20 protein-coding genes are annotated in these 24,464 nt (G+C 70.7%); 15 read left to right on the forward strand and 5 right to left on the reverse strand.

Annotated features, from left to right (window positions below; translation table 11 throughout):
- Positions 1 to 80: 80 nt before the first annotated feature.
- The 6 genes from puuE (at position 81) to GP2_RS00790 (ending at position 7,643) form a co-directional block, all read left to right on the forward strand.
- Positions 81 to 1,082, forward strand: a complete 1,002-nt coding sequence (gene puuE / locus GP2_RS00765; protein WP_006898529.1) for an allantoinase PuuE — start codon at positions 81 to 83, stop codon at positions 1,080 to 1,082.
- Between the two features lie 45 nt (positions 1,083 to 1,127).
- Positions 1,128 to 2,300, forward strand: coding sequence for a 1-deoxy-D-xylulose-5-phosphate reductoisomerase (gene dxr / locus GP2_RS00770; RefSeq protein ID WP_006898530.1), 1,173 nt, complete (start codon positions 1,128 to 1,130; stop codon positions 2,298 to 2,300).
- Between the two features lie 46 nt (positions 2,301 to 2,346).
- Positions 2,347 to 3,573 (forward strand): M50 family metallopeptidase, encoded by a 1,227-nt coding sequence (locus GP2_RS00775; protein WP_006898531.1) that lies wholly within the window; start codon positions 2,347 to 2,349, stop codon positions 3,571 to 3,573.
- A 70-nt stretch (positions 3,574 to 3,643) separates the two neighbouring features.
- A complete protein-coding gene (gene ispG / locus GP2_RS00780) occupies positions 3,644 to 4,831 on the forward strand; it encodes a flavodoxin-dependent (E)-4-hydroxy-3-methylbut-2-enyl-diphosphate synthase (protein WP_006898532.1) in 1,188 nt (395 codons plus the stop codon).
- Positions 4,832 to 4,880: 49 nt separating this feature from the next.
- Complete coding sequence (locus GP2_RS00785; RefSeq protein ID WP_040526156.1) at positions 4,881 to 5,717, forward strand: GNAT family N-acetyltransferase; 837 nt, start codon at positions 4,881 to 4,883, stop codon at positions 5,715 to 5,717.
- Positions 5,718 to 5,813: 96 nt separating this feature from the next.
- A complete protein-coding gene (locus GP2_RS00790) occupies positions 5,814 to 7,643 on the forward strand; it encodes a penicillin-binding transpeptidase domain-containing protein (RefSeq protein ID WP_040526118.1) in 1,830 nt (609 codons plus the stop codon).
- Between the two features lie 18 nt (positions 7,644 to 7,661).
- Here the strand turns inward: GP2_RS00790 and GP2_RS00795 are convergent, their stop codons facing one another.
- The 3 genes from GP2_RS00795 to GP2_RS00805 are packed head-to-tail and all read right to left on the reverse strand — an operon-like array spanning position 7,662 to position 10,578.
- Complete coding sequence (locus tag GP2_RS00795) at positions 7,662 to 8,459, reverse strand: heme ABC transporter ATP-binding protein (RefSeq protein WP_040526157.1); 798 nt, start codon at positions 8,457 to 8,459, stop codon at positions 7,662 to 7,664.
- Positions 8,453 to 9,565, reverse strand: coding sequence for a FecCD family ABC transporter permease (locus GP2_RS00800; protein ID WP_006898536.1), 1,113 nt, complete (start codon positions 9,563 to 9,565; stop codon positions 8,453 to 8,455). Before GP2_RS00800 ends, GP2_RS00795 begins: the two co-directional genes overlap by 7 nt.
- Positions 9,562 to 10,578, reverse strand: coding sequence for a heme/hemin ABC transporter substrate-binding protein (locus GP2_RS00805; RefSeq protein ID WP_006898537.1), 1,017 nt, complete (start codon positions 10,576 to 10,578; stop codon positions 9,562 to 9,564). Before GP2_RS00805 ends, GP2_RS00800 begins: the two co-directional genes overlap by 4 nt.
- A gap of 143 nt (positions 10,579 to 10,721) precedes the next feature.
- Here GP2_RS00805 and map point away from each other — a divergent pair, with 143 nt between their 5' ends.
- The 3 genes from map to GP2_RS00820 are packed head-to-tail and all read left to right on the forward strand — an operon-like array spanning position 10,722 to position 13,997.
- Entirely contained in the window at positions 10,722 to 11,585 is an 864-nt protein-coding gene (map, locus tag GP2_RS00810; RefSeq protein ID WP_006898538.1) for a type I methionyl aminopeptidase, read from the forward strand.
- Positions 11,582 to 13,156 carry a cobyric acid synthase gene (locus tag GP2_RS00815; protein ID WP_006898539.1) on the forward strand — a complete coding sequence of 525 codons (1,575 nt, stop codon included), beginning with the start codon at positions 11,582 to 11,584 and terminating at the stop codon, positions 13,154 to 13,156. Before map ends, GP2_RS00815 begins: the two co-directional genes overlap by 4 nt.
- A 37-nt stretch (positions 13,157 to 13,193) precedes the next feature.
- Positions 13,194 to 13,997, forward strand: coding sequence for an alpha/beta fold hydrolase (locus GP2_RS00820; RefSeq protein ID WP_006898540.1), 804 nt, complete (start codon positions 13,194 to 13,196; stop codon positions 13,995 to 13,997).
- Between the two features lie 7 nt (positions 13,998 to 14,004).
- On the opposite strand, the gene mtr is transcribed toward GP2_RS00820, so the two are convergent.
- Both mtr and GP2_RS00830 read right to left on the reverse strand, forming a co-directional pair.
- Positions 14,005 to 15,414 carry a mycothione reductase gene (gene mtr / locus GP2_RS00825; RefSeq protein ID WP_006898541.1) on the reverse strand — a complete coding sequence of 470 codons (1,410 nt, stop codon included), beginning with the start codon at positions 15,412 to 15,414 and terminating at the stop codon, positions 14,005 to 14,007.
- A complete protein-coding gene (locus GP2_RS00830; RefSeq protein WP_040526122.1) occupies positions 15,411 to 16,460 on the reverse strand; it encodes an alpha/beta hydrolase in 1,050 nt (349 codons plus the stop codon). The genes mtr and GP2_RS00830 overlap by 4 nt, the downstream gene beginning before the upstream one ends.
- Positions 16,461 to 16,612: 152 nt before the next feature.
- Between GP2_RS00830 and mqo the strand changes: the two genes are divergently transcribed.
- From mqo to GP2_RS00860, 6 genes are read left to right on the forward strand one after another with little or no spacing between them, the layout of a single operon-like run.
- Entirely contained in the window at positions 16,613 to 18,136 is a 1,524-nt protein-coding gene (gene mqo, locus GP2_RS00835) for a malate dehydrogenase (quinone) (protein ID WP_006898543.1), read from the forward strand.
- Between the two features lie 35 nt (positions 18,137 to 18,171).
- Positions 18,172 to 18,657, forward strand: coding sequence for a GNAT family N-acetyltransferase (locus GP2_RS00840; RefSeq protein ID WP_006898544.1), 486 nt, complete (start codon positions 18,172 to 18,174; stop codon positions 18,655 to 18,657).
- On the forward strand, positions 18,657 to 20,636 hold the full coding sequence (locus tag GP2_RS00845; protein WP_006898545.1) for a VWA domain-containing protein: 1,980 nt from the start codon (positions 18,657 to 18,659) through the stop codon (positions 20,634 to 20,636). Before GP2_RS00840 ends, GP2_RS00845 begins: the two co-directional genes overlap by 1 nt.
- Positions 20,637 to 20,661: 25 nt before the next feature.
- Positions 20,662 to 21,279: a cob(I)yrinic acid a,c-diamide adenosyltransferase gene (gene cobO / locus GP2_RS00850; protein WP_006898546.1), complete on the forward strand. Its 618-nt coding sequence runs from the start codon at positions 20,662 to 20,664 to the stop codon at positions 21,277 to 21,279.
- Entirely contained in the window at positions 21,273 to 22,778 is a 1,506-nt protein-coding gene (locus GP2_RS00855; protein WP_006898547.1) for a cobyrinic acid a,c-diamide synthase CobB, read from the forward strand. Before cobO ends, GP2_RS00855 begins: the two co-directional genes overlap by 7 nt.
- Entirely contained in the window at positions 22,723 to 24,456 is a 1,734-nt protein-coding gene (locus tag GP2_RS00860) for a GAF domain-containing sensor histidine kinase (protein WP_006898548.1), read from the forward strand. The genes GP2_RS00855 and GP2_RS00860 overlap by 56 nt, the downstream gene beginning before the upstream one ends.
- The last annotated feature ends 8 nt before the right edge of the window (positions 24,457 to 24,464 follow it).

Below are 24,464 nucleotides of genomic sequence, written 5' to 3' on the forward strand. Positions count from 1 at the left end.
TAGTAGTTCTCGATCAGCATAGCGGCACACCCCTTTCGCGGGCCCTGCCCGGTCGGCGATTCGGTGACACAATTCGGCGCATGGCTTCCTCAGCGTCCTCGCACGAGCCCTCGTCCGGGTTCCGGCCGACCCCGGGACCGGGTCGTTGTCTGGCCGACTACCGCACCGAGGACTATCCCCGCGACATGATCGGCTACGGCGCCACACCCCCGGATCCGCAGTGGCCGGGCGGGGCGAAGATCGCCGTGCAGTTCGTCCTCAACTACGAGGAGGGCGGCGAGAACAACCCGCTCGAGAACGACCCGGGCAGCGAGACGTTCCTGTCGGAGATCATCGGCGCGCAGGCGTTCCCGAACCGGCACATGTCGATGGAGAGCATGTACGAGTACGGGTCCCGGGCGGGCGTGTGGCGCGTGCTGCGGACGTTCGAGCGTCGCGGCCTGCCGCTGACGATCTTCGCCGTCGCGCAGGCCATGGCCCGCAATCCCGAGGCGGCGGCCGCCTTCGTCGAACGCGGCGACGAGATCGCCTGCCACGGTTACCGATGGCTCAACTATCAGCTCGTCGATCCCGAGATCGAGCGCGAGCACATGCAGGCCGGCATCGACCTTCTCACCGAGATCACCGGGCAGCGCCCCCTCGGTTGGTACACCGGACGCGATTCGCCCAACACGCGGCGGCTCGTCGTCGAACAGGGCGGCTTCGTCTACGACGCCGACAGCTACGCCGACGACCTGCCCTACTGGGTGAAGGTGCCGCGCGGCGACGACCTCGTCGACCACCTGGTCGTGCCGTACACACTCGACACCAACGACATGCGGTTCGCCTCGCCGGGCGGCTTCCCGTCCGGCGAGCAGTTCTTCGCCCATCTGCGCGACGCCTTCGACGTGCTCTACCGGGAGGGGGTCGAGGGTGCGCCGAAGATGCTCTCGGTGGGCCTGCACTGCCGGCTCGTCGGGCGTCCGGCGCGGCTGGCCTCGCTCGAGCGCTTCCTCGACCATGTGCAGTCGCACGACGACGTGTGGATCACTCGCCGCATCGACATCGCCGAGCACTGGCGGAAGGCGCATCCGGCGAGCTGACGGTGCATCCGGCGCCCTGACAGGGACGGCTGACAGAATGGGTGGGTGCCCACACGTGTGTTGATCCTCGGCTCTACCGGTTCCATCGGCGTCCAGGCGCTCGAGGTGATCGCCGAACACCCCGACCGTTTCACCGTCGCCGGACTCGGTGCCGGTGGCGGCAACATCGACCGGCTCGCGCAGCAGGCCGCCGACTTCGGGGTGCCCGCATCGCGACTGGCTGTCGCCGATGCCGCCCGCGCGGCCGAACTCGCGCGGCGACTCGACGCGCCGGTGATCGGCGGCCCGGACGCCATGGTCGACCTCATCGAGTCGGTCGCCGCCGACGACGGCGTCGACGTGGTCCTCAACGCGGTCGTCGGGTCGATCGGGCTGGCCCCGAGTCTCGCGGCGCTTCGCGTCGGCGCACGTCTGGCGCTGGCGAACAAGGAGTCGCTCGTGGCGGGCGGCTCGCTGGTGCTCGACGCCGCCGCGCCCGGGCAGATCGTGCCGGTGGACTCCGAGCACTCGGCGATCGCGCAGTGCCTGCGCGCCGGCACCGTGGCCGAGGTCGACCGGCTGGTCCTCACCGCCTCGGGCGGTCCGTTCCGCGGCTGGACCCGCGAGCAGCTCGAGGACGTCACCCCCGAGCAGGCCGGCAAGCACCCGACCTGGTCGATGGGCCCGATGATCACCCTCAACTCCGCGACGCTGGTCAACAAGGCGCTCGAGGTCATCGAGGCGCACCTGCTGTTCGACGTCGACTACGACCACATCGACGTGACCGTCCATCCGCAGTCCATCGTCCACTCGATGGTCACCTTCGTCGACGGCGCGACCGTGGCGAAGGCATCGCCGCCCTCGATGAAGCTGCCGATCGCCCTGGCCCTGGGCTGGCCCGACCGGGTGCCCGGCTCGTCGCGGGCGTGCGACTTCTCGACCGCGTCGGCGTGGACCTTCGAGCCGGTCGACGACGAGGTCTTCCCGGCCATCGAGCTCGCGCGCGCGGCCGGCCGGGCCGGCGGCAGCCTGACCGCGGTCTACAACGCCGCGAACGAGGCCGCCGCGGAGGGGTTCTTCGCCGGTGCGATCCGCTTCCCGCGCATCGTGGAGATCGTCGGCGAGGTGCTCGGCGAGGCGGATCAGTGGCGTGCCGAGCCAGGTACTGTGGAAGAGGTCTTCGCCGCCGATCGGTGGGCTCGCGAACGCGCTTCCGCGCTGGTCGCGGCCTCGTCGTGATCGGCGCGCAGGCCGTCGAACCCAGTGGTCCGGATGGAGTGAGTACGTGAGTTTCGCGATCGGTGTCACGCTCTTCGCGTTGGCGCTGTTGCTGTCGATCGCCTGGCATGAGTGTGGTCACATGTGGGCCGCCCAGGCGACCGGCATGAAGGTGCGGCGGTACTTCGTCGGTTTCGGACCGACTCTCTGGTCGACGCGCCGCGGCGAGACCGAGTACGGCATCAAGGCGATCCCGCTCGGCGGGTTCTGCGACATCGCCGGCATGACCCCGCACGAGGAACTCGCCGACGACGAGCAGGACCGGGCGATGTACAAGCAGAAGCCCTGGAAGCGGCTCGTCGTGCTGTTCGCCGGACCCGCGCAGAACCTCATCCTCGGCTTCGTCCTGATCATCATCGTCGGCCTCACCTTCGGGCTGCCCGACCTCAGCCCGCCGCCCACCCCGGCGAAGGTGGCCGCCACCCAGTGCGTCTCGTCGACGATCACCATCGCCGACGGCAAGCAGACCAACTCGCCGTGCACCGGTCCCGGCCCCGCCGCTGCCGCCGGCCTGCGCCCCGGTGACGAGATCGTCGCCGTCAACGGCACGCCGGTCGACAAGGCCGCCGACCTGACCCCGGTCATCCGCGAGGCCACCGGCCCGGTGGTGCTCACCGTGCAGCGCGGCGACGAGCGCCTCGACCTGACGATGACGCCGGAGCCGGTCACGGTGACCGCGACCGGTTCCGACGGCTCCACCGAGAGCGTCTCGTACAACATGGTCGGCATCGCCTACGACGCGCCGCCGGCGATCCTGCACTACAACGCGCTCACCATCGTCCCCGGCGCGCTGGGCTTCACCGGCGACCTCGTCGTCGAGACCTGGAACGCGCTGCTGTCGCTGCCCGGCAAGATCGGCGCGCTGTGGACCGCGGTGACCGGTGGCGAGCGCGCGCTCGACACCCCGGTCAGCGTCTACGGCGCGTCGGTGCTCGGCGGGCAGGCCGTCGAACGCGGCCTCTGGGACATGTTCTGGATGCTGCTGATCAGCATCAACTTCTTCCTGGCCCTGTTCAACCTGATCCCGCTCCTCCCGCTCGACGGGGGCCACATGGCGATCGTGGGCTACGAGAAGGTCCGCGACACGGTCCGCCGCTGGTTCGGGCGCGCGCCCGGCGCGGCCGTCGACTACTACAAGCTGCTGCCGATCACCTACGCCGCGGTGGTGGTGATGGCCGGCTTCATGGTGTTGACGCTCACCGCCGACATCGTCAACCCGATCGATCCGTGGTGACCCTCCGCCCCGAATACCACCTGACCCCGACCCCAGCCAGCCACACACCCGACTCACAGAGGTGAACGAGATGAACGCCCCGAATCCTGCCAACGCCGTGCCGATCGGCCTCGGCATGCCGGCCGGACCCCCGCCGGTGCTGGCCCCGCGCCGCAAGACCCGGCAGTTGTTCGTGGGCCCGGTCGGGGTCGGCAGCGACCACCCGATCTCGGTGCAGTCGATGACGACCACCAAGACCCACGACATCAACGCCACCCTGCAGCAGATCGCGCAGCTGACCGCGTCGGGATGCGACATCGTGCGCGTGGCGTGCCCGCGTCCGGAGGACGCCGAGGCCCTGCCGATCATCGCCAAGAAGTCGAAGATCCCGGTGATCGCCGACATCCACTTCCAGCCGAAGTACATCTTCGCCGCCATCGACGCCGGATGCGCCGCGGTGCGCGTGAACCCCGGCAACATCAAGGAGTTCGACGGCCGGGTAAAGGAGGTCGCCAAGGCCGCCGGCGACGCGGGCATCCCGATCCGGATCGGCGTCAACGCCGGGTCGCTCGACAAGCGCATCCTGGCCAAGTACGGCAAGGCGACCCCGGAGGCGCTCGTCGAGTCGGCGCTGTGGGAGGCGAGCCTGTTCGAGGAGCACGGCTTCGGTGACATCAAGATCTCCGTCAAGCACAACGACCCGGTGATCATGGTCGAGGCGTACCGCCAGCTCGCGGCCCAGTGCGACTATCCGCTGCACCTCGGCGTCACCGAGGCCGGCCCGGCGTTCCAGGGCACCATCAAGTCGGCCGTCGCGTTCGGTGCGCTGCTCAGCGAGGGGATCGGCGACACCATCCGCGTCTCGCTGTCGGCGCCGCCGGCCGAGGAGATCAAGGTCGGCGACCAGATCCTGCAGTCGCTGAACCTGCGGCCCCGCAAGCTCGAGATCGTGTCGTGCCCGTCGTGCGGCCGTGCCCAGGTCGACGTCTACAAGCTGGCCGACGAGGTCACCGCCGGCCTCGAAGGTCTCGAGGTGCCGCTGCGCGTCGCGGTCATGGGATGCGTCGTCAACGGGCCGGGCGAGGCGCGCGAGGCCGACCTCGGCGTGGCCTCCGGAAACGGCAAGGGCCAGATCTTCGTCAAAGGCGAGGTCATCAAGACCGTGCCAGAGGCGCAGATCGTGGAGACATTGATCGAAGAAGCGCTGCGGATCGCCGAGGAATCAGGACACACTGGAGACGGCACGTCCGCCGGCTCTCCGGTCGTCACCGTCTCCTGAGGTCGTCGGGCGCTGTCGCGAGTCCCGGGTCGGGAAGTGAGGAGCGGTGGTGCTGAAGCTACTGGACGACAAACCGCTCGGCGCGCGTGACGCGGCCGCGGTCGAACGCGTCCTCGCCTCGGATCCCGTGGCGATGTGCATGGTGGCCGCACGGTTCGAGACCCACGGCATCAACCCGCGCCTGCTCGGCGGTGAGTTCTGGACGGCCGACGACCCGTCGACGTCGCTGTGCTTCTCCGGGGCCAACCTGATACCGCTCATCGGGGCACGCGCCGACCTAGACCACTTCTCCGACCGCGCCGTCGCCGCGCCGCGCGCCTGTTCGTCGATCGTCGGGCGCGCCGAGCTCGTCCTGCCCATGTGGGAGCAGATCGAGCCCGTGTGGGGGGCCGCCCGCGAGGTGCGGCCCGTGCAGCCGCTGCTCGCCCTCACGAGACCGCCCAAGGTCGCGCCCGACGCCGAGGTCCGGCTCGTCACCCTCGACGATCTCGACGCGTACATGCCCGCCGCGATCGACATGTTCATCGGCGAGGTGGGCGTCGACCCGACGGCAGGGGACGGCGGTCGGTCGTACCGCCGGCGTCTGGCCTCGCTGATCTCCGCGCACCGGGTCTTCGCGCGTTTCGACGGACCGGACGTCGTGTTCAAGGCCGAGATCGGTTCGATGTCCCGGCGCGTCGGGCAGATCCAGGGCGTGTGGGTGGCCCCGGACCGGCGCGGGGAGGGGGTCGGGATGGGCGGCACCGCCGCCGTCGCGGATGCCGTCGCGGCACAGGGCCGGCTGCCGAGCCTGTACGTCAACAGCTTCAACACCACCGCGCGCGCGGTGTACGAGCGGATCGGGTTCACGCAGGTGGGCACGTTCGCGACCGTGCTCGTGGACTGATCCGCCCGCGCCGGGTGTCCGCCCCGGGCAGGTCACATCCGCTGCGCCCGCGTGGCGTCCCGGCGATCGGGTGCCGCGGCCATAGACTCGACCGCGATGTGGCGCACGCGAATCCGATGGACCCCGGCGGTGATCGTCGCGATCTGCACTGTCCTGATCGCGGCGACCGTCGGGTGTTCGACGTCCGAGGACGACGGCCCCCGCCGGGCGGCCGAACGGTTCCTCGAGGCGTACTCCCAGCAGGACCTCGACACCGCGGCAAGCCTCACCGACGCCTCGGACACGTCGATGCGGGCGATGGAATCGGCATGGTCGGGTCTGGCCGCAGAGGCGCTCGAGGCGAAGGCCGGCCGGGTCCGCGTCACCGGTGACACCGCCGAGGTCCAGGTCGCCTACACCTGGACGCTGCCGCGCGGGCGGGAGTGGTCCTACGACACCGCCCTGAGGATGGGGCGTGGCGACCAGGGCTGGGCGGTGCTGTGGGCTTCGACCGCCGTGCATCCGAAACTCGGTGCCGACCAACGACTCTCACTGCAGATCATCGAGGCGCCGCGCGCCACGGTGAACGAGTCCGACGGCTCGGAGGTCATGGTCAACGGCACCGTGGTCGGCGTGAACTTCGATCCGGTGGAGGCCGCCGAACAGGGTGCCTCGATCCCGGACTCGGTCACCTCCGCGGTCGCGGTGCTGCGCGGGTTCAACCCGGATCTCGACGAGCAGGCCATCACCGAGCAGGTGACCTCGAACCGCCGGCAGTACCCGCTCGCGCGGATGACCCACGCCCAGTTCGACCGCCTGCGCGACCGGCTCGCCATTCCCGGCGTGGTCACCAACGAGCAGGCCGAACTCGTCCCCAAGGACCCGAAGTTCGCCCCGGCGCTGCTGACCGAGGTCAAGAAGGTCGTCGACGGCGAGGTCGCGGGACGCGCCGGGTGGCGGGTCGTGTCGGTGAACCCGAACGGACTCGACGCCGACGTCCTCGCCGACCACGCGCCCGATCCGTCGCCGGCGATCTCGCTGAGCCTGTCGCGCACGGTGCAGACCGCGGCGCAGCGGGCGGTCAACGCCACCAACCGGTTCCAGATCGCGATGGTGGTGGTGCAGCCGTCCACCGGGCGCATCCTCGCGGTCGCGCAGAACCCGGCCGCCGACGCGCAGGGTCCGATCGCCACGACGGGCCTGTACCCGCCCGGTTCGACGTTCAAGATCGTCACCGCGGCCGCCGCGATCAACCGCAAGATGGCCACCCCGGACACCATCGTTCCCTGCCCGGGCGAGATCCAGATCGGTCCGCGACTGATCCCGAACTACGACGGCTTCTCGCTCGGCGCGGTGCCGATGCTGCAGGCGTTCGCCTCGTCGTGCAACACCACCTTCGCCAAGCTGGCCAGCCAGATGGGACCGTCGGACCTCGCACACACCGCCGCGGCGATGGGCATCGGACAGCAGTACTCGATCGCCGGCCTCGACGCGGTGTCCGGCTCGGTGCCGATCGAGAACGAGCTGGTGGCGCGCAGCGAGGACGGCTTCGGCCAGGGTAAGGTCCTGGTCTCGCCGCTCGGTCTGTCGCTGGTCGCCGCGACCGTCGCAAACGGCGTGAAGGCGCCTGTGCCGCAACTGATCCTGGACAAGCCGACCGTCGTCGAGGGGCCCACCCCGACGATGCCGGCCGAGGTCTACCGCCAGCTGCGGCCGATGATGCGCGCGGTGATCACCAGCGGTACCGCGACGGTGATCGACGGTCGGGGAGCGGTGTACGGCAAGACCGGTGAGGCCGAGTTCTCCGGCGGCTCGCACGCCTGGTTCGCCGGCTACCGCGGCGACATCGCGTTCGCGACGCTCGTCGTCGGCGGCGGTGACTCCAACAACGCGGTGGCGGTCACCCGCGACTTCTTCGACGCGCTGGGACCCGGCTACGGCGTGTGACCTGCCGGGTCGGGGGTGTCAGCGCGGCGTGCGCTCGGGCAGGATGACCTGCTGCCCGTTGTGGGTGAGCACCTCGACCGGGTGGTCGTAGGTCGCGGTGAGCAGTTCGGTGGTCATCACCTCGTCGGTCGGCCCCACCGCCAGCAGCTCGCCGTGCTTCATCACCGCCACGCGGTCGGCGTAGGCGGCGGCAAGCGTGAGGTCGTGGACGACGAGCAGCACCGCGTTGCCCTGGTCGCGGTGGGCGCCCAGGATCTCCAGGACCTGCTCCTGGTGATGGATGTCGAGTGCCGCGGTCGGCTCGTCGAGCATCATCACCGGGGTGTCCTGGGCGAGCGCCCGGGCCAGCGACACGCGTGCCTGCTGGCCGCCGGACAGATGGGCGAAGGGGCGGTCGACGATCTCGGTGAGTTCGCACAGCTCGACGGCGTCGGCGATGATCTTCGGGGAGTCGACTGCCCGCGGCGTCCGCAGCCACGGGTAGCGGCCCATGGCGACGACCTCGGCGACGGTGAACGGCGTGTCGAGCCGGTTCTGCTGGGTCACCACGCTGCGATGGCGCGCGAGTTCGCGCAGGGGCGTGGTCGCCACGTCCCGGCCGTCGATGTGCACCCGGCCGCCCGACGGCTTGCGGGTTCCCGAGAGCACCGACAGCAGCGTCGACTTGCCGCAGCCGTTGGGGCCGACCAGGGTCACGAGCTCACCGGGGTGCACCTCGAGGGAGACGCCGCGGACGACCTCTCGGCCGCCGAGCGAGACCCGCACGTCCTCGGCGACGATGCCCGGCGTCGTCGCGGGCCGCCCGCCGGTCACCAGCCCGCTCCCGCGCGACGGCTGCGACGCAGCAGGATGAAGAAGACCGGCCCGCCGATCAATGCGGTGAACATGCCGAGCGGCAGATCGGCGTCGCCGACCATCGTGCGGGCCGCGAGGTCGGCGCCGGTGATGACGAGCGCGCCGCCGATCACGCTGGTGGGCAGCAGGATCGAGTGCCTGGGGCCGACGATGAGCCGCATCACGTGTGGGACCACCAGGCCGACGAAGGCGATGATCCCGGCGAAGGCCACGGCCGCCGCGGTGAGGATCGCGGTCAGCACGATGGCCAGGCGACGGACGCCCTCCACGTTGACGCCCAGCGACGCGGCCTGGATCTCGCCGAGGGCGAGGAGGTCGAGCTTGTGGACCAGGAGCACGCACGCCGCGACGCCGACGACGACCAGCGGCGCGACCACGAGGATCTCGCTCCAGTTGCCGCTCGCCAGGGAGCCCAGCTGCCAGAAGACGATCTGCTCGCGGGCGGCGGTGGAGGCGACGAAGGTGAGGAAGGCGATGACGCCGGCGGCGAAGGCGTTCACCGCGATGCCGGTGAGCACCAGCATGATCGCCGACGACGAGCCGTCGCGCAGCGACAGCACGTAGACCGCCGCAGCGGTCACCAGGCCGAACACGAACGCGGCGCCGGCCAGCGCCCAGTTGTTCGCGGCGCCGCCGGCTCCCGCCGAGCCGCCGGCCAGGACGATCACCAGGCAGGCGCCGATCGCCGATCCCGACGAGACGCCGATGATGCTGGGTTCGGCGAGCGGGTTGGCCAGCACGCCCTGCAACAGGCAGCCGGCCGCGCCGAGGGCCGCGCCGACGAACAGGCCGAGCACGATGCGCGGGAACCGCACGTTCCACAGGGCGCCCTCGCCGTTGGGATGCGATGGCAGCGGCCCGATGTCGAGATGCCAGTGGTGGGCGATGCTGCCCAGCACCTCGAGGGGCGGGACGTGGACCTGGCCGATGGCGGCGGAGATGATCGCGAGCACCGCGGTCGCCGCCACCATCACGGTCACGACGACGGTGTTGCGGACCTTGTGCGAGGTTCCCACCGGCGCAGGCGCGGCCGCCGGCGTCTCCTTCGTCGTCACGGGGGCGCTCATACGTAGATCGCTTTCGCCAGTGCGGCCAGGACGAGGCCCACGTCGGGTCCGAAGGTGAGGATCTTGGTCTCGTCCATCTGGACGACGCGGCCGTTGCGTCCGGCCTCGGTCTCGGCGATGCCGGGCAGCTTCAGCACGCCCTCGGGCCCGCCCACGGTCGCCGCGCCCTCGGTCATGACGATGATCACGTCGGGGTCGGCGTGGATCATGGCCTCGGCGGTGACCGCGGTGAACGCGCCGGTGAGGTCGGCCTCGGCGCCGGCGTCGCGGCCGCCGAGTTCGGTGATCAGGTCGTCGACGCCGGAACCGGGGCCCGCGAGCAGCAGCAGGTTGCTGCCGCGGATGTAGAGGAAGGCCATGGTCGGGTCGCCGGACGGCTTCGGCACGAGTTCGCGGGCGGCGTCGATCTGCTCGTTGGTGCGCTCGACGAGCTTCTCGCCCTCGGCCGGGACGCCGAGCGCCCGTGCGACCGACCGCATCAGGGTGTCGTTGGACGCCAGGTCGCGCGTCGCGGGGAACACCACGACGGTGACGCCGGAATCGCGGATCTGGTCGACGGCGTTGGCCGGCACCGTCGACTCGCTGACGAGGACGATGCTCGGGTCGAGTGCCAGGACGGCCTCCGCGTTGAGCGAGTGCCCGCGGTTGGTGACGATCGGCAGGCCCGCGGCGGACGGGAACGCGGTCGCGGTGTCGCGGCCGACCACGTTCGGGCCGAGGCCGAGCGCGAAGACGATGCTGCCGAGGGTGCCGCTGACGTCGACGGCGACGATCCGGCTGACATCGGTCACCTCCACCTCGCCGTAGCGGACGGAGTCGACCGTGACCGGCAGGCGCGGAGTCGGATTCGTGGTGACGGGGGTGATCTCGGTGGTCGCGAGCTCCGCCGTCTGCGGGCCGTTGCGCAGGTGCGCGGTCGGCGAGACGCGCTCCTGCTCGATGGGCGTGACGAAGCACGCCGAGGCGGCCAGCGCGACGACGGTGGTCACGAGCAGAACCAGTAGGGTTCGCACCGATCTGCTCGACGAACTCACCGTCACCACCTTCGAATCCTCTTCTGCGCCATCAGCGGCACACTTTGGTCAGCCAAAGCTTACTTAAGTTCGCCTTCTTGACCGCACACCGGCCCACCCCGGCGCACGGTTAAGGTGGTCACATGCCAGTTCGCAGTGCCCTCACGCCAGGTACCCCGACGCCGATCCGGACCGTCCCCGACCACATCGAGCGTCCGGAGTACGCGTGGAAGCCGACGGTCAACGAGGGACACGAGCCGTGGGTGCAGACCCCGGAGACCATCGAGAAGATGCGGATCGCGGGCAAGATCGCGGCGAACGCTCTCGTCGAGGCCGGCAAGGCGGTCGCGCCGGGCGTGACGACCGACGAACTGGACCGGATCGCCCACGAGTACATGATCGATCACGGTGCCTACCCGTCGACCCTGGGCTACAAGGACTTCCCGAAGTCCTGCTGCACCTCGCTCAACGAGGTGATCTGCCACGGCATCCCGGACTCGACCGTCATCCAGGACGGCGACATCGTCAACATCGACGTCACGGCCTACATCCACGGCGTCCACGGCGACACCAATGCGACCTTCCTCGCCGGTGACGTCGACCAGGAGGTCCGAGATCTCGTCGAGCGCACCCGCATCGCGACCGAGCGCGGCATCAAGGCGGTCAAGCCCGGACGCGAGCTCAACGTCATCGGCCGCGTCATCGAGTCCTACGCGAACCGCTTCGGCTACAGCGTGGTTCGCGACTTCACCGGCCACGGCATCGGCGAGACCTTCCACAACGGCCTCGTCGTGCTGCATTACGACCAGCCGAATGTCGACACCGTCATCGAGCCGGGCATGGTGTTCACGATCGAGCCCATGATCAACCTCGGCGGCCTGGCGTGGGAGATGTGGGACGACGGCTGGACCGTGGTGACCGCCGACCGCAAGTGGTCGGCGCAGTTCGAGCACACCCTCGTCGTCACCGAGGACGGCGCGGAGATCCTCACCCTGCCCGACGAGTGACCCCGCGCGGGGAGACCGGTCCGACGGGCGGCGCGCTGCTGGTCGGCGGAACCAGCAGCGACGCGGGCAAGAGCCTGGTCGTGGCCGGACTGTGCCGCGCGCTCGCCAGGTCCGGGGTGCGGGTGGCGCCGTTCAAGGCGCAGAACATGTCCAACAACTCCGTCGTCACCCCCGACGGCGGGGAGATCGGCCGAGCCCAGGCGTTGCAGGCGTTCGCATGCGGGCTCGAACCGTCGACGCGCTTCAATCCGGTCCTGCTGAAGCCAGGCAGCGACCGGCGCTCCCACGTCGTGTTGCGGGGGCAGCCCGCCGGGGACGTCGGCGCCCGCGACTACGTCGCCTGGCGGTCGCGGCTGCGTCGCGTCGTCGTCGAGGAACTCGACTCGTTGCGTCGCGACTTCGACGTGGTCATCTGCGAGGGCGCCGGATCTGTCGCCGAGATCAACCTCCGCGACGGCGACATCGCCAACATGGGCCTCGCGCAGGCCGCGCGGCTGCCGGTGCTGCTCGTCACCGACATCGACCGGGGCGGGTCCCTGGCCCACCTGTTCGGGACGACCGCGGTCCTCGGCGACGAGGACCAGGCGCTCATCGCGGGGTTCGTGATCAACAAGTTCCGCGGCGACCGGTCGATCCTCGAACCCGGACTGGAACAGCTCCGCGGGCTCACCGGCCGCCCGACCCTGGGCGTGATCCCGTACTCCGACGAGTTGTGGCTCGACGCCGAGGACTCCCTCGCCGCCCCGGTCGGGCGCCGCATCGGTCCGCGCTCGGACTCCGGCGCCGGCGGGGCGGGCCGGTTGCGCGTCGCCGCGATCCGCCTGCCGCGCATCTCCAACTCCACCGACGTCGAGGCCCTGGCGTGCGAACCCGGCGTCGACGTGACGTGGGTCGACGACCCGGGCAGCGTCGCGGCCGCGGACCTCGTCGTGCTGCCCGGCACCCGTGCGACCGTGGCCGACCTCGCGTGGTTGCGCGAGCGGGGCCTCGCCGCGGCCTTGACCGCACGCGCGGAACGGGGAGGTCCGGTCGTCGCCGTCTGCGGGGGCTTCCAGATGCTGGCCCGCGCCATCGACGACCCGGTGGAGTCCGGGCGCGGCCGCGTCGACGGTCTCGGCCTGTTCGACCTGACGATCGAGTTCGGCGCCGACAAGACCTTGCGCCAGGCGACCGGCACCGGACCCGGGGGAGAGGCCATCCACGGTTACGAGATCCACCACGGGCGTGTCGGGGAGTCGGCGGAGGACACCTGGATCACCGACGACGAGCTCGGCGGCGAGGGCGCCCGGCGCGGCCCGGTGCGCGGCACGCACTGGCACGGGCTACTCGCCTGCGACGAGTTCCGGCGCTCCCTGCTCGCCGAGGTGGCGGCCGAGTCGGGCCGCTCCGACTTCGTCGTCGCCCCCGATACCGACTTCGCCGCGGCGCGTCGTCGCCAGGTCGACCTGATGGCCGACCTCGTCGAGACACACCTCGACCTCGACGCTGTGACCGACCTCATCGCCCATGGTCCGACGTTTTCGACCTCGCTGATCCGCCACCATCTGGAGCCCTACCGGCCCCGTGCGTAGGCGCTATCGTGGCCAGATGACAGAAGAACAGCGTCAGGTGACCGTCGACGGCCTCACCTTCGACGTCCGGATCTCCGGCCCGGAGCGCGGACCCTGGGTCCTGCTGCTCCACGGATTCCCGGTCAACGGGACCTGCTACGACGCCGTCCTCCCGCGCCTGCACGAGTCCGGGCTGCGCACGGTGGTGCTCGACCAGCGCGGCTACAGCCCCGGCGCCCGCCCGCCGGGCGTCGAGGACTACCACCTCGACCACCTCGTCTCCGACGCGATCGGCGTGCTCGACGAGCTCGGCATCGCCTACGCGATCCTCGTCGGGCACGACTGGGGCGGCATCCTCGCCTGGCACCTCGCCGGCAAGTACCCCGACCGGTTCACCGGCCTCGTGGTCGCGAGCACCGGCCACCCGTCGGCGATGCGCGACGCGCTCGCGGCCAGTGACCAACGCGAAAGGTCCTCCTACATCAAGGATTTCATCGCCGAGGGTGCCGAGGAGAGGCTGTTGGCCGACGACGGCGCCGTGCTGAGGAAGGCGGGTGTGACCGCCGAGGAGCTCGCACCGCTGCGCGAGCCGGGCGCACTGACCGCGGCGCTGAACTGGTATCGCGCCAACTTCGCCGGCGACATCAAGGCGACGATGGCGTGCCCGCCGGTGGAGATCCCGACGACCCTGGTGTGGAGCGATTCCGACCCTGCTCTCGGCCGCGAGCAGGCCGAGGCGAGCGGGCGGTACGCCTACTCCGACTTCCGGTTCTGCGTGCTCTCCGGGGTCGACCACTGGATCCCGCAGAAGGCGCCCGCCGCGCTCGCCAGCGAGATCGCGCTGCGTTCGACGATCTTCTGACGGTCGGTCAGATCTCCAGTCCCAGCAGCGCGTTCTCCAGGACCTCGGGCATCGCCGGGTGGATCCAGTACTGGCCGCGTGCGACCTCGAGGGCGGTCTGGCCGAAGGACATCGCCTGGATGACCGGCTGGATCACCGTCGGCGCCTGCGGTCCGATGATGTGCGTGCCGAGGATCCGGCCGGTGCCGCGCTCGGCGATGACCTTGCAGAAGCCGGTGGTGTCCTCCATCGCCCAGCCGTAGGCGACGTCGCCGTAGGCCTGGACCTTCACCGTGATGTCGTGGCCGGCCGTGCGGGCCTCGTCCTCGGTCAGGCCGACCGACGCGATCTGCGGGTGGGTGAACACCGCGGCAGGCACGAACCGGTGGTCGAAGGCGACGAGATCGTCGGCGTCCCAGCCCTTCAGGAGGTTCGCCTGCACCACGCGCTCCTCGTGGTTGGCGACGTGCTTGAGCTGGTACGGCGAGCTGACGTCGCCGAGGGTCCACACGCCGCGCGCCGCGGTCCGCCCGTGCTCGTCGCACCGCACCCGGCCCTCGTCGTCGAGTTCGACGCCGACCGAGGACAGGTTCAGCCGGTCGCCGTTCGGCTTGCGGCCGGTCGCGACGAGCAGCACGTCGGCGTCGAGCTGCGACCTGCTTCCGTCCCTGCCGGTGAGGTGCAGGCGCACGCCGCCGCCGGGGAGGTTCTCCGCGGCCTCGATCCCGGTTTCGAGATGGACGTCCCACTTGTCGCAGGCGATCTGGGTGAACCGGTTGGAGATGTCGGCGTCCTGCTTGCGCAGCAGCGCGGGACCGCGCGCGATGATCGACACCTGCGACCCCAGGGCGCCGAAGACGTGCGCGAATTCGGCTGCGATGTAACCGCTTCCGACGATGACCAGCCGCTCGGGCAGCTGCGGCAGGCGCATCACGTCGTCGTTGGTGTGATAGCGGACGCCCGATTCGGCGATCACCGGCGGGATGACCGCCCGTGAACCGGCCGCGAGGACCACCTCGTGGGCGAGAACCGTTGCGCCGTCGGCGGTCACGAGGCGGTAGCGGCCCTCGTCGTCGGTGCCGTCGAACTCGACGTGCGAGCTGTACACGGTGACGTTGTCGCACCGGTCGACGCGATACTCCTTGCCGCCCTGCGAGATCGGATCGATCCGGCCGAACACGCGCTCGACGATGCCGGGCCAGTCCACCGACTCGATCCTCGCGTTGACCCCGAGACGCGCGCCGTGCGCGGCGATCTCGGCGACCTCCGCGGCGTAGACGAACATCTTGGTGGGGATGCAGCCGACGTTCAGGCAGGTGCCGCCGTAGGCGCCCTCCTCGAAGATGGCGATCGAGGTGTCGGCGAACCGGTCGTCGGGGATCGAGTTGCCGCTGCCGGAACCGATGATGGCCAGGTCCACGACCTGCGTGGCGGTCATAGTGCGTTCTCTTCTCTGTTCGGGGTGGGGGCGTCGAGCACCTGGTTCATCCAGGCGTCGACCTCGTCGTAGGCGTGCTCGCGGGCGGGGCGGATCGAGAGGAACACGTCATGGCGTGCGTCGGGGATGGGCACGACGCTGACCCGGCCGCCCAGGCAGCCGCTCCAGCGTGCGATCTGCGTGACGTCGAGAACCACGTCGGCCCGGTCGGTGGACGTCGAGTAGGTCTTGGCGAAATGCGACTTGTCCGAGCGCAACACGAGCGCGGGCACGCCGATGTCGATGCCGCGGTGGAGGCGGCGCTGTGCGGTGCGCACGGCGTCGAGGAAACCGAAGGTCACCGGGAATCCGCCGAGCGGTTTGAGCTCGAGGTCGTAGGTCCACTCGCCGTTCGCGCTCGAGTGCAGGCTCTCTCCGTAGGCCGAGGACAGCTCCTTGGGGACGACGCGCTTGGGCGTCACCGCCGCGACGGCCTTGATGAACATGGACACGGGGAAGGTGCGCAACACCGGGTCGCCCTGCAGGTCGAACCACGGGGAGTTCAGCAGCAGTCCCTCGACGCGACGATGCCGGGCGGGGTCCTCAGAGCGCAGGCGGTCCAGCCACAACGCGGTGACGAGGCCGCCGGTGGAATGTCCGGCGACCACGATCCGGGTGTCGTGGCCGACCTCGGCGGCGATGACGTCGAGCGCGAGGCCGAGTTCCTCGTCGTAGCGCGCGAGGTCGGTGGTGAAGTGCGGGGTGTGGTGCGCCTCGCGCGACCGGCCGCATTTCCGCAGGTCGATGGCGTAGAACGCGTAGCCGCGGTCGGTGAAGAAGTCGGCCAGCGGTTCGTGGAAGAAGTAGTCGGTGAAGCCGTGCACGTAGAGCACTGCGCCGGTCACCGGCTGCGGGCTCGCGATCCGTTCACCGGCCTCGGCGCGCCGGACCAGCGTCGCGGTGACGGGGGATTCGCCGTCGGGGTCGGGTCCCAGGGGGATGGTGCGGAGTTGGTAGTGGTCGAGGAAGCAGTCGGGCCTCCAGTCGGCACCTGCGGATACGCTCACCCCTGCCAGCTTAATGACCTGCTCGCCGGGCCCGGCCCCTGCCGCGAAGTGTCGCCGATACCACAATTGAGCAGGTCGATTCTGTTTAAAGACGTGACATGCTGGACAATGGCCCTAAACAAGTTCGTCGATCAGCTCGAAGTGGAGTCCAGGTGTCGAAAACGGTGATCAAGACCGACGTGGCGTTGGTGGGTGCGGGCATCATGAGTGCCACCCTGGGGGCGCTGCTCCGTCAGCTCCAGCCCGATTGGTCGATCAGCCTGTTCGAGCGGCTGGACGCGGCCGCCGCCGAGTCCAGCGACCCCTGGAACAATGCGGGCACCGGACACTCGGCGCTGTGTGAGCTCAACTACACGCCCCAGACCGCCGACGGCGACGTCGACATCACCAAGGCGCTCAACATCAACGAGCAGTTCCAGGTGTCGCGCCAGTTCTGGGCCCACGCGGTCGACAACGGCATCCTCGGCGACCCCACCGAGTTCATCAACCCCATCCCGCACGTGTCCTTCGTCCACGGCGAGGACAGCGTCAAGTACCTGCGCAAGCGCTACGACAAGCTGGCACCCCAGACCCTCTTCGAGGGTATGGAGTTCATCGACGACCCGGCCGAGTTCGCCACGCGACTCCCGCTGATGTCCGACGGCCGCGATTTCGACGATCCGGTCGCGCTGAACTGGTTCGACCAGGGCACCGACGTCGACTTCGGTGCGCTCACCCAGCAGTTGCTCAACTACGTCAGCGCCGGCGCCGACATTTACTTCGGTCACTCGGTGACCAACCTCTCCAAGCAGTCCGACGGCAGCTGGATCGTCAAGATCCGCAACAACCGCACCGGCGAGAAGCGACAGGTCCACGCGAAGTTCGTCTTCGTCGGTGCCGGCGGCGGTGCGCTGCACCTGCTGCAGAAGTCGGGCATCTCCGAGGCCAAGGGCTTCGGCGGCTTCCCGGTGTCCGGTGAGTTCTTCCGCTGCACCAACCCCGACCTGATCGACCGCCACTCGGCCAAGGTGTACGGCCAGGCCGCCGTCGGCGCGCCGCCCATGTCGGTGCCGCACCTCGACACCCGCGTGATCAACCACAACAAGGGCCTGCTGTTCGGCCCGTACGCCGGCTGGTCGCCCAAGTTCCTCAAGACCGGCAAGATCACCGACCTGCCGACGTCGATCAAGCCAGGCAACCTGCTGCCGATGCTGTCGATCGCGCCGCAGGAGTTCGGCCTGCTGAAGTACCTGATCGGCGAGCTCGCCGCGTCGCCGGCCGACCGCGTCAGGACCCTCTCGGAGTTCGTGCCCCGCGCCACCGGCGGAGACTGGGAGCTGATCACCGCCGGTCAGCGCGTGCAGGTCATCCGCAAGACCGGCGTCGGCGGCAAGCTCGAGTTCGGCACCGCTGTGGTGGCCGCAGCCGACGGCACCATCTCGGGTCTGCTCGGCGCCTCGCCGGGCGCCTCGACCGCGGTACCGGCGATGCTGTCGGTGCTCGAGAAGTGTTTCCCGACCGAGTACGCCGGCTGGTCGTCGAAGCTCTCGGAGATCATCCCGTCCTTCGGCAAGAAGCTCAGCGACGACCGCGACCTGTACCACCGCGTGTGGGACTGGACCAACAAGTCGCTGAAGCTGACCGGTCGCCACGCGGCGCCGGAGTCCGGCGAGCTTTCTCCCGCCACCGCGGGCTGATGCCGACAACAGAGGTCATGTGCTAACCACGACACATGACCTCTGTTGTTCACCGCAGTCCTTCGGCCGACATCGACGCGTCGACGCTGTACCGCATCCTGCGGTTACGCGTCGACGTCTTCGTCGTCGAGCAGGCGTGTCCATATCCCGAACTCGACGGCCGCGACCTGGAGCCGACGACCCGTCAGTTCTGGATCACCGAGAACGGTGAGCCGGACGGTCCGGTGGTGTCGACCCTGCGGCTCCTGGAGGAGCCGACGCCGGCTGCCGACGGCGGCCTGGTGTACCGGATGGGCCGGGCCTGCACCGCTCACGCCCACCGGGGGCGCGGCCTGCTGGCCGAACTGATGACCACCGCCCTGGCCGAGGTCGGCGACCGGCCCTGCCGGATCGAGGCCCAAGCCTACCTCACCGAGATGTACGGCAAGTTCGGGTTCGTCGCCGAGAGCGAGGAGTACCTCGAGGACGGCATCCCGCATGTGTCGATGATCCGTACCGCACGCGAGAACGCAGGAGAGTGATGACGTCCCCGCCAGACTACGTCCGATACCCGTTCAGCGCGGTGGTCGGGCAACAGCAACTCAAGCTCGCCCTGATCCTCTCGGCGATCTCGCCGGGCATCGGCGGGGTGCTGATCCGGGGCGAGAAGGGGACCGCCAAGTCGACGATCGTGCGCGGGCTCGGTCCGCTCATCGCAGACGAGGGGGATCGCTCCGGGTCGGGCCGCGTCGTGGAACTGCCGATCGGGGCCACCGAGGACCGGGTCATCGGCTCCCTCGACCTGACCTCGGTCCTTCGCGACGGGCGTGCCGAGTTCACTCCGGGGCTCCTCGCGCAGGCGCACCACGGCGTGCTCTACATCGACGAGGTGAACCTCCTCGCCGACCACCTTGTGGACGTGCTGCTCGACGCTGCCGCAAGCGGCCGGGTCACGATCGAGCGAGACGGCGTATCCCACACGCAGGAAGCCGATTTCGTCCTCGTGGGAACGATGAACCCGGAGGAGGGGGAGTTGCGGCCGCAGCTCCTCGACCGATTCGGTCTCGCGGTCGACGTCGCCGCCGGCAAGGATCTCGACGAGCGGGTCGAGGTCGTTCGGCGCCGCATGGCCTTCGACGCCGATCCCGCAGGTTTCGCCGATGCCTTCGCCGACGCGGAAAAGGAACTGACACAACGTATCCGGGCGGCCCGTGCCGCAGTCGGCGAGGTTTCCCTGCCGACTCGCGAACTGCGCCGGATCGCCGGGGTCTGCGCTCATCTGGACGTCGACGGCCTCCGTGGCGACATCGTCGTCGCCCGGACCGCCGCCGCGCATGCGGCCTGGCGCGGCGCGGCCGAGGTCACCGAGGAGGACGTGCGCGCGGCCGTCGAACTCGCCCTGCCTCACCGGCGTCGTCGCAACCCGTTCGACGAGTCCGGACTGTCGGCCGACGAACTCGACGACGCCATGCGGTCGGGACAGGAGGCCGCCGGGCCGGTCCCGGACGACCCCGGACCAGACGACCCCGGACCAGACGACCCCGGACCCGACGACCCCGGACCCGGCGACGGGCCGGGTGGCGAACCGGCCGGCGACGGACCGGAAGGGTCACAGGCGGACTCCTGGAGCGCTGCGCCCGACGGGGAGACCGGCCGCGACGAGACCGGCCGCGACGAGACCGGCCGCAACGAGACCCGGGCACCGGCCGGACCCGCGTTCGGGACCGCGCGCGGCGCGGGCGCGCAGCGGATGCGGGCCCTGGCGCTGGCCGGGGTGGGCGACGGCGACCCCGGCCGCCGGTCGAAGGCGCGCAGCCGTCGCGGACTCACCACCCGCGCCGTCGACTTCGAGGCCGGCCGGCCGGTGCACCTGTTCGCGACCGTGCTTGCCGCGGCCGGGAGAACCCGGCCGGTCGCCACGGACCCGTCACCGGTTCGCGTCCACACCGACGATCTGCGTGCGGCCCAGCGCATCGGCCACGAGTCCAACCTCGTGGTCTTCGTCGTCGATCTCAGCGGTTCGATGACCGCGCGCCGCCGGCTGGCCGCCGTCGCCGACCTGTCCGTGGAGATGCTGCGGGACTCCTACACCCGCCGTGACCGCGTCGCCGTGGTCGTCGCCCGTGGCGGCACCGCGACCCTGGCCGTGCCGCCCACCAAGTCGGTCGACATCGCGGTGCGCCGTCTCGCCGAGGTGCGCACCGGCGGCCGTACCCCGCTCGCGGAGGGGCTGCTCCTCGCGGGCGAGGTGATCGAACGCCGACTGCGGGCCGAACCGCACCGGCGTCCGCTGCTGGTGGTGCTCACCGACGGACGCGCCACCGCCGGACGCGACGCCCCGGCGCGAGCCCGTGCCGCCGCCGCCTCCATCCGGCGTCGTGGCATCGAATCGGTCGTCGTCGACTGCGAACAGGGGCTGGTGCGCCTCGGACTCGCTGCCGAACTCGCCGGGCACCTGGGTGCGGGCGTGCTGACCATGGACGAGCTGACCGCCGGCGCCCTGAGCCGCGGTGCGGCCTGACCACCCCTGACGAAGGAGAGACGACGTGCCCCGCGGGGTTCCCGAATCGATACCCGACGACGGCCTGACCACCAGGCAGCGCCGCAACCAGCCGGTGCTGGCGGTCCACACCGGCGACGGCAAGGGCAAGTCGACCGCCGCGTTCGGCATGGCCATGCGCGCGTGGAACGCCGGCCTGCGGGTCGCGGTGTTCCAGTTCGTGAAGAGTGCCAAGTGGAAGGTCGGGGAGGAGTCGGCCCTGCTCGCCCTCGGCAAGGTGCACTCCGACACCGGCGCCGGCGGCCCGGTCGAGTGGCACAAGATGGGGCAGGGCTGGTCGTGGCTGCGCGCCAACACCGATCACGCCGACGACCACGCGGCGGCCGCCCGGGCCGGGTGGGCCGAGATAGCCCGTCGTCTCGAGTCACAGGAGCACGACTTCTACGTGCTCGACGAGTTCACCTATCCGCTGGACTGGGGTTGGGTCGACACCGCCGAGGTCGTCGACACGCTGTCGCGGCGGCCCGGGCGCCAGCACGTCGTCATCACCGGGCGGCGTGCGCCGCAGGCGCTCGTCGACGCCGCCGACCTCGTCACCGAGATGCGCAAGATCGCCCACCCGATGGATGCCGGGCGCAAGGGGCAGAAGGGCATCGAGTGGTGACGACTCCCGCGATCGTCGTCGCCGCCCCGTCGTCGGGCAGCGGGAAGACGACGATCACCACGGGACTCATCGGGGCGCTGCGGGCCGCCGGCCACCGGGTCGCGCCCTTCAAGGTGGGGCCCGACTACATCGATCCCGGCTACCACGCGGTCGCCGCGGGTCGCCCGGGCCGCAACCTCGATCCGAACCTGGTGGGTGAGGACCTGATCGCACCGTTGTTCGCGCACGGCGCGGCGGGTGCCGACATCGCGGTCGTCGAAGGGGTGATGGGCCTGTTCGACGGCCGGATCACCGATGCCCCGGGCACGGGAGCCGGCGGGTCAGACCAGCTGGGACTCGGGTCGACCGCACATGTGGCGACGATCCTCGGGGCGCCCGTCGTGCTCGTGGTCGACGGGTCCGGTCACAGCCAGTCGCTGGCCGCGGTGCTGCACGGCTTCCTCTCCTACGACGCATCCGTGCAGATCGCCGGGGTCATCCTCAACCGCGTCGGATCGCCGCGCCACGAACTGGTGCTCCGTCAGGCCTGCGACCGCGTCGGCCTGCCCGTCTTCGGGGTGGTGCGCCGCGATCCGTCCCTGGCCGTGCCGTCCCGGCACCTCGGCCTCATCCCGGCCGCCGAGCGCACCGAGGAGGCGGTCGCCGCCGTCGACGCCATGACCGGGCATCTCGGCGCGGCACTCGACCTGCCCGCCATCGTCGCCGCGGCCCGCCGACGCGCGGTCGCCGACGCGCAACCGTGGTCGCCCGCGGCCGCCGTTTCGCCCGGGGCATCTGCCACACCCGGCGGCGAGGGGGCCGATGCCCATCCCGCCGGCGTCCCCGCGAGGCCGGTCGTCGCCGTCGCCGGCGGCGCCGCCTTCACGTTCGGCTACGCCGAGCACACCGAGATGCTCACCGCGGCGGGTGCCGACGTCGTCACCTTCGACCCGCTCACCGACCGCCTGCCGGAGCACGCTGCGGGCGTCGTCATCGGCGGCGGTTTCCCGGAGGAACACGCCGAGGAGCTCTCCGCCAACACCGGTCTGCGCGCCGACCTGCGGGCGCATGCCGCCGCCGGCCGCCCGATCCACGCCGAGTGCGCCGGGCTCCTCTACCTCGCAGCGCAGCTCGACGGACACCCGATGAGCGAGGTCCTCGAACTCACCGGGCACTTCGGCCCGACGCTGACCCTCGGCTACCGGGACGCGGTCGCGGTGGCCGACTCGGTGCTGTTCCGCGCCGGGGAGCGGATCACCGGCCACGAGTTCCATCGCAGCACCGTGGCCGTCGCCCCGGACGTCGAGGCCACCCCGGCGTGGGCGTGGCGCGACGCGGCCGGGCACGCCACCACCCACGGGATCGTCACCGCGTCGGTCCACGCGTCGTATCTGCACGTGCACCCGGCGGCTGTCCCAGAGGCGTTGCATCGCTTCGTCTCCCGCGCCCGCGAGGTCGAGACGGATGCGGGTGCGCGCGGAATGCCTCGTGCGGGTCGATCCCCGGACGGCCGGGAGTAGGCTCGCCTGCGTGGACTCCGCTGACAAGCTCCTCGACGCCGGCTCCCCGAAGACGGGGCGCCGACTCCGCGAAGCCCTCGACACACTGGCCGAACAGGGCGTCGACGATCCGGTCCTGCTGCGCGAGCTGCTCGAGGCGGTCCTCGTCGTCGGGCAGGGCGTCGAACTCGACCGCGCCCTGCAACGCATCGTCGAGGTGGCCGGCGGTCTCGTCGACGCGAAGTACGGCGCCCTGGGCGTCCGCGGTCCCGACGGCGGACTGTCCGAGTTCGTCTACACCGGCATCACCGACGCCCAGCGCGCCACCATGGGCCACCTGCCCGTCGGCAGGGGAGTGCTCGGACTGCTCATCGACGACCCGCAGATCCATCGCATCCACGACCTCGGAGCGCATCCCACCTCCGTCGGCTTCCCGCCCAACCATCCGCCGATGCACACCTTCCTCGGCGCGCCGATCATGGTGCGCGGCGAGGTGTTCGGCTCCATCTACCTCACCGAGAAGCAGTCGGCGGACACCTTCTCCGAGGTGGACGAGACCGTGGTGGCCGTGCTCGCGGTCGCGGCCGGAATCGCCATCGACAACGCCGGCCTGTTCGAGCGCGCCCGCACCCGCCACCGCTGGATGCAGGTCCTCGCGCGCCGGGGATCCGAGCCGCTGGCGGGGATCGCCCTGTCCGACACCATGTCCCGGATGTGCGTCGACGTCGCCGACCTCGTCGGCGCCGTCGACGTCTACCTGATCACCGAACTCGACGGCGAGGTCGAACTGCGCGGGCACACCGGCGAACCCCCGCGCATCGACGATTTCACCGCGCCGTCGGCGAACTCGCTGACGGTGCAGCGCGCCGGGGCGATCTCGCCGGCCCTGGTGCGGCGCGGCGCCCGGTGGACGTCGGTGCAGCCGTTGCAGCGCGCGTCGGGCGCGTTCGGATGGATGATCATCACCCATCGCACCCGCCCGTACTGGGAGGAGGAGGAAATCGCCGGCCTGGCCGGCGTCGCCGAGATCGCCTCGCTCGCGGTCGTCTACGCCGAGCAGCAGCAGATCGCCCGCGACCTCGAGGTCCTCGAGGACCGTCACCGCATCGCCCGCGACCTGCACGACCACGTCATCCAGCGCCTGTTCGCCATCGGGATGTCGGTGCAGACCCTGCTCGCCGGGACCACCGACCGGGAAGCGGCGAAAGAGCGCCTCGGTCAGATCATGACCGACCTCGACCGGACGATCGCGCAGATCCGGACCTCGATCTTCGACCTGCAGACGGCCTCCGGCTCCGAGGACCCGACCCTTCGGCGCCGCGTGCTCGACATCGTCTCCGAACTGTCCGGGCACGCCTCGATCTCGCCGAGCGTGAACTTCGAGGGCCCCGTCGACACGGTGGTCCCCGACACGCTCGGCCCGCACATCGACGCCGTGTTGCGGGAGGGCCTGTCGAATGCGCTGCGGCACGCGCACGCCGAACACATCTCGGTGTCGGTGTGCGCCGACGACGTGCTGACCGTGGAGATCTCCGACGACGGGGTCGGCATCGACACCGACGTCACCTACCGCGGACTGGACAACCTCACCCGGCGCGCCGAGGAATGCGACGGCACCTTCAGCGTGGTGACGCGACCCCGCGGGGAGCGCGGCGACGGCGGCACCACGCTGACGTGGTCGGTGCCACTCGTCGGCTGACCCCGCCG

Origin of the sequence: Gordonia paraffinivorans NBRC 108238 (assembly GCF_000344155.1) — a bacterium.
Classification (GTDB): Bacteria; Actinomycetota; Actinomycetes; order Mycobacteriales; family Mycobacteriaceae; genus Gordonia; species Gordonia paraffinivorans.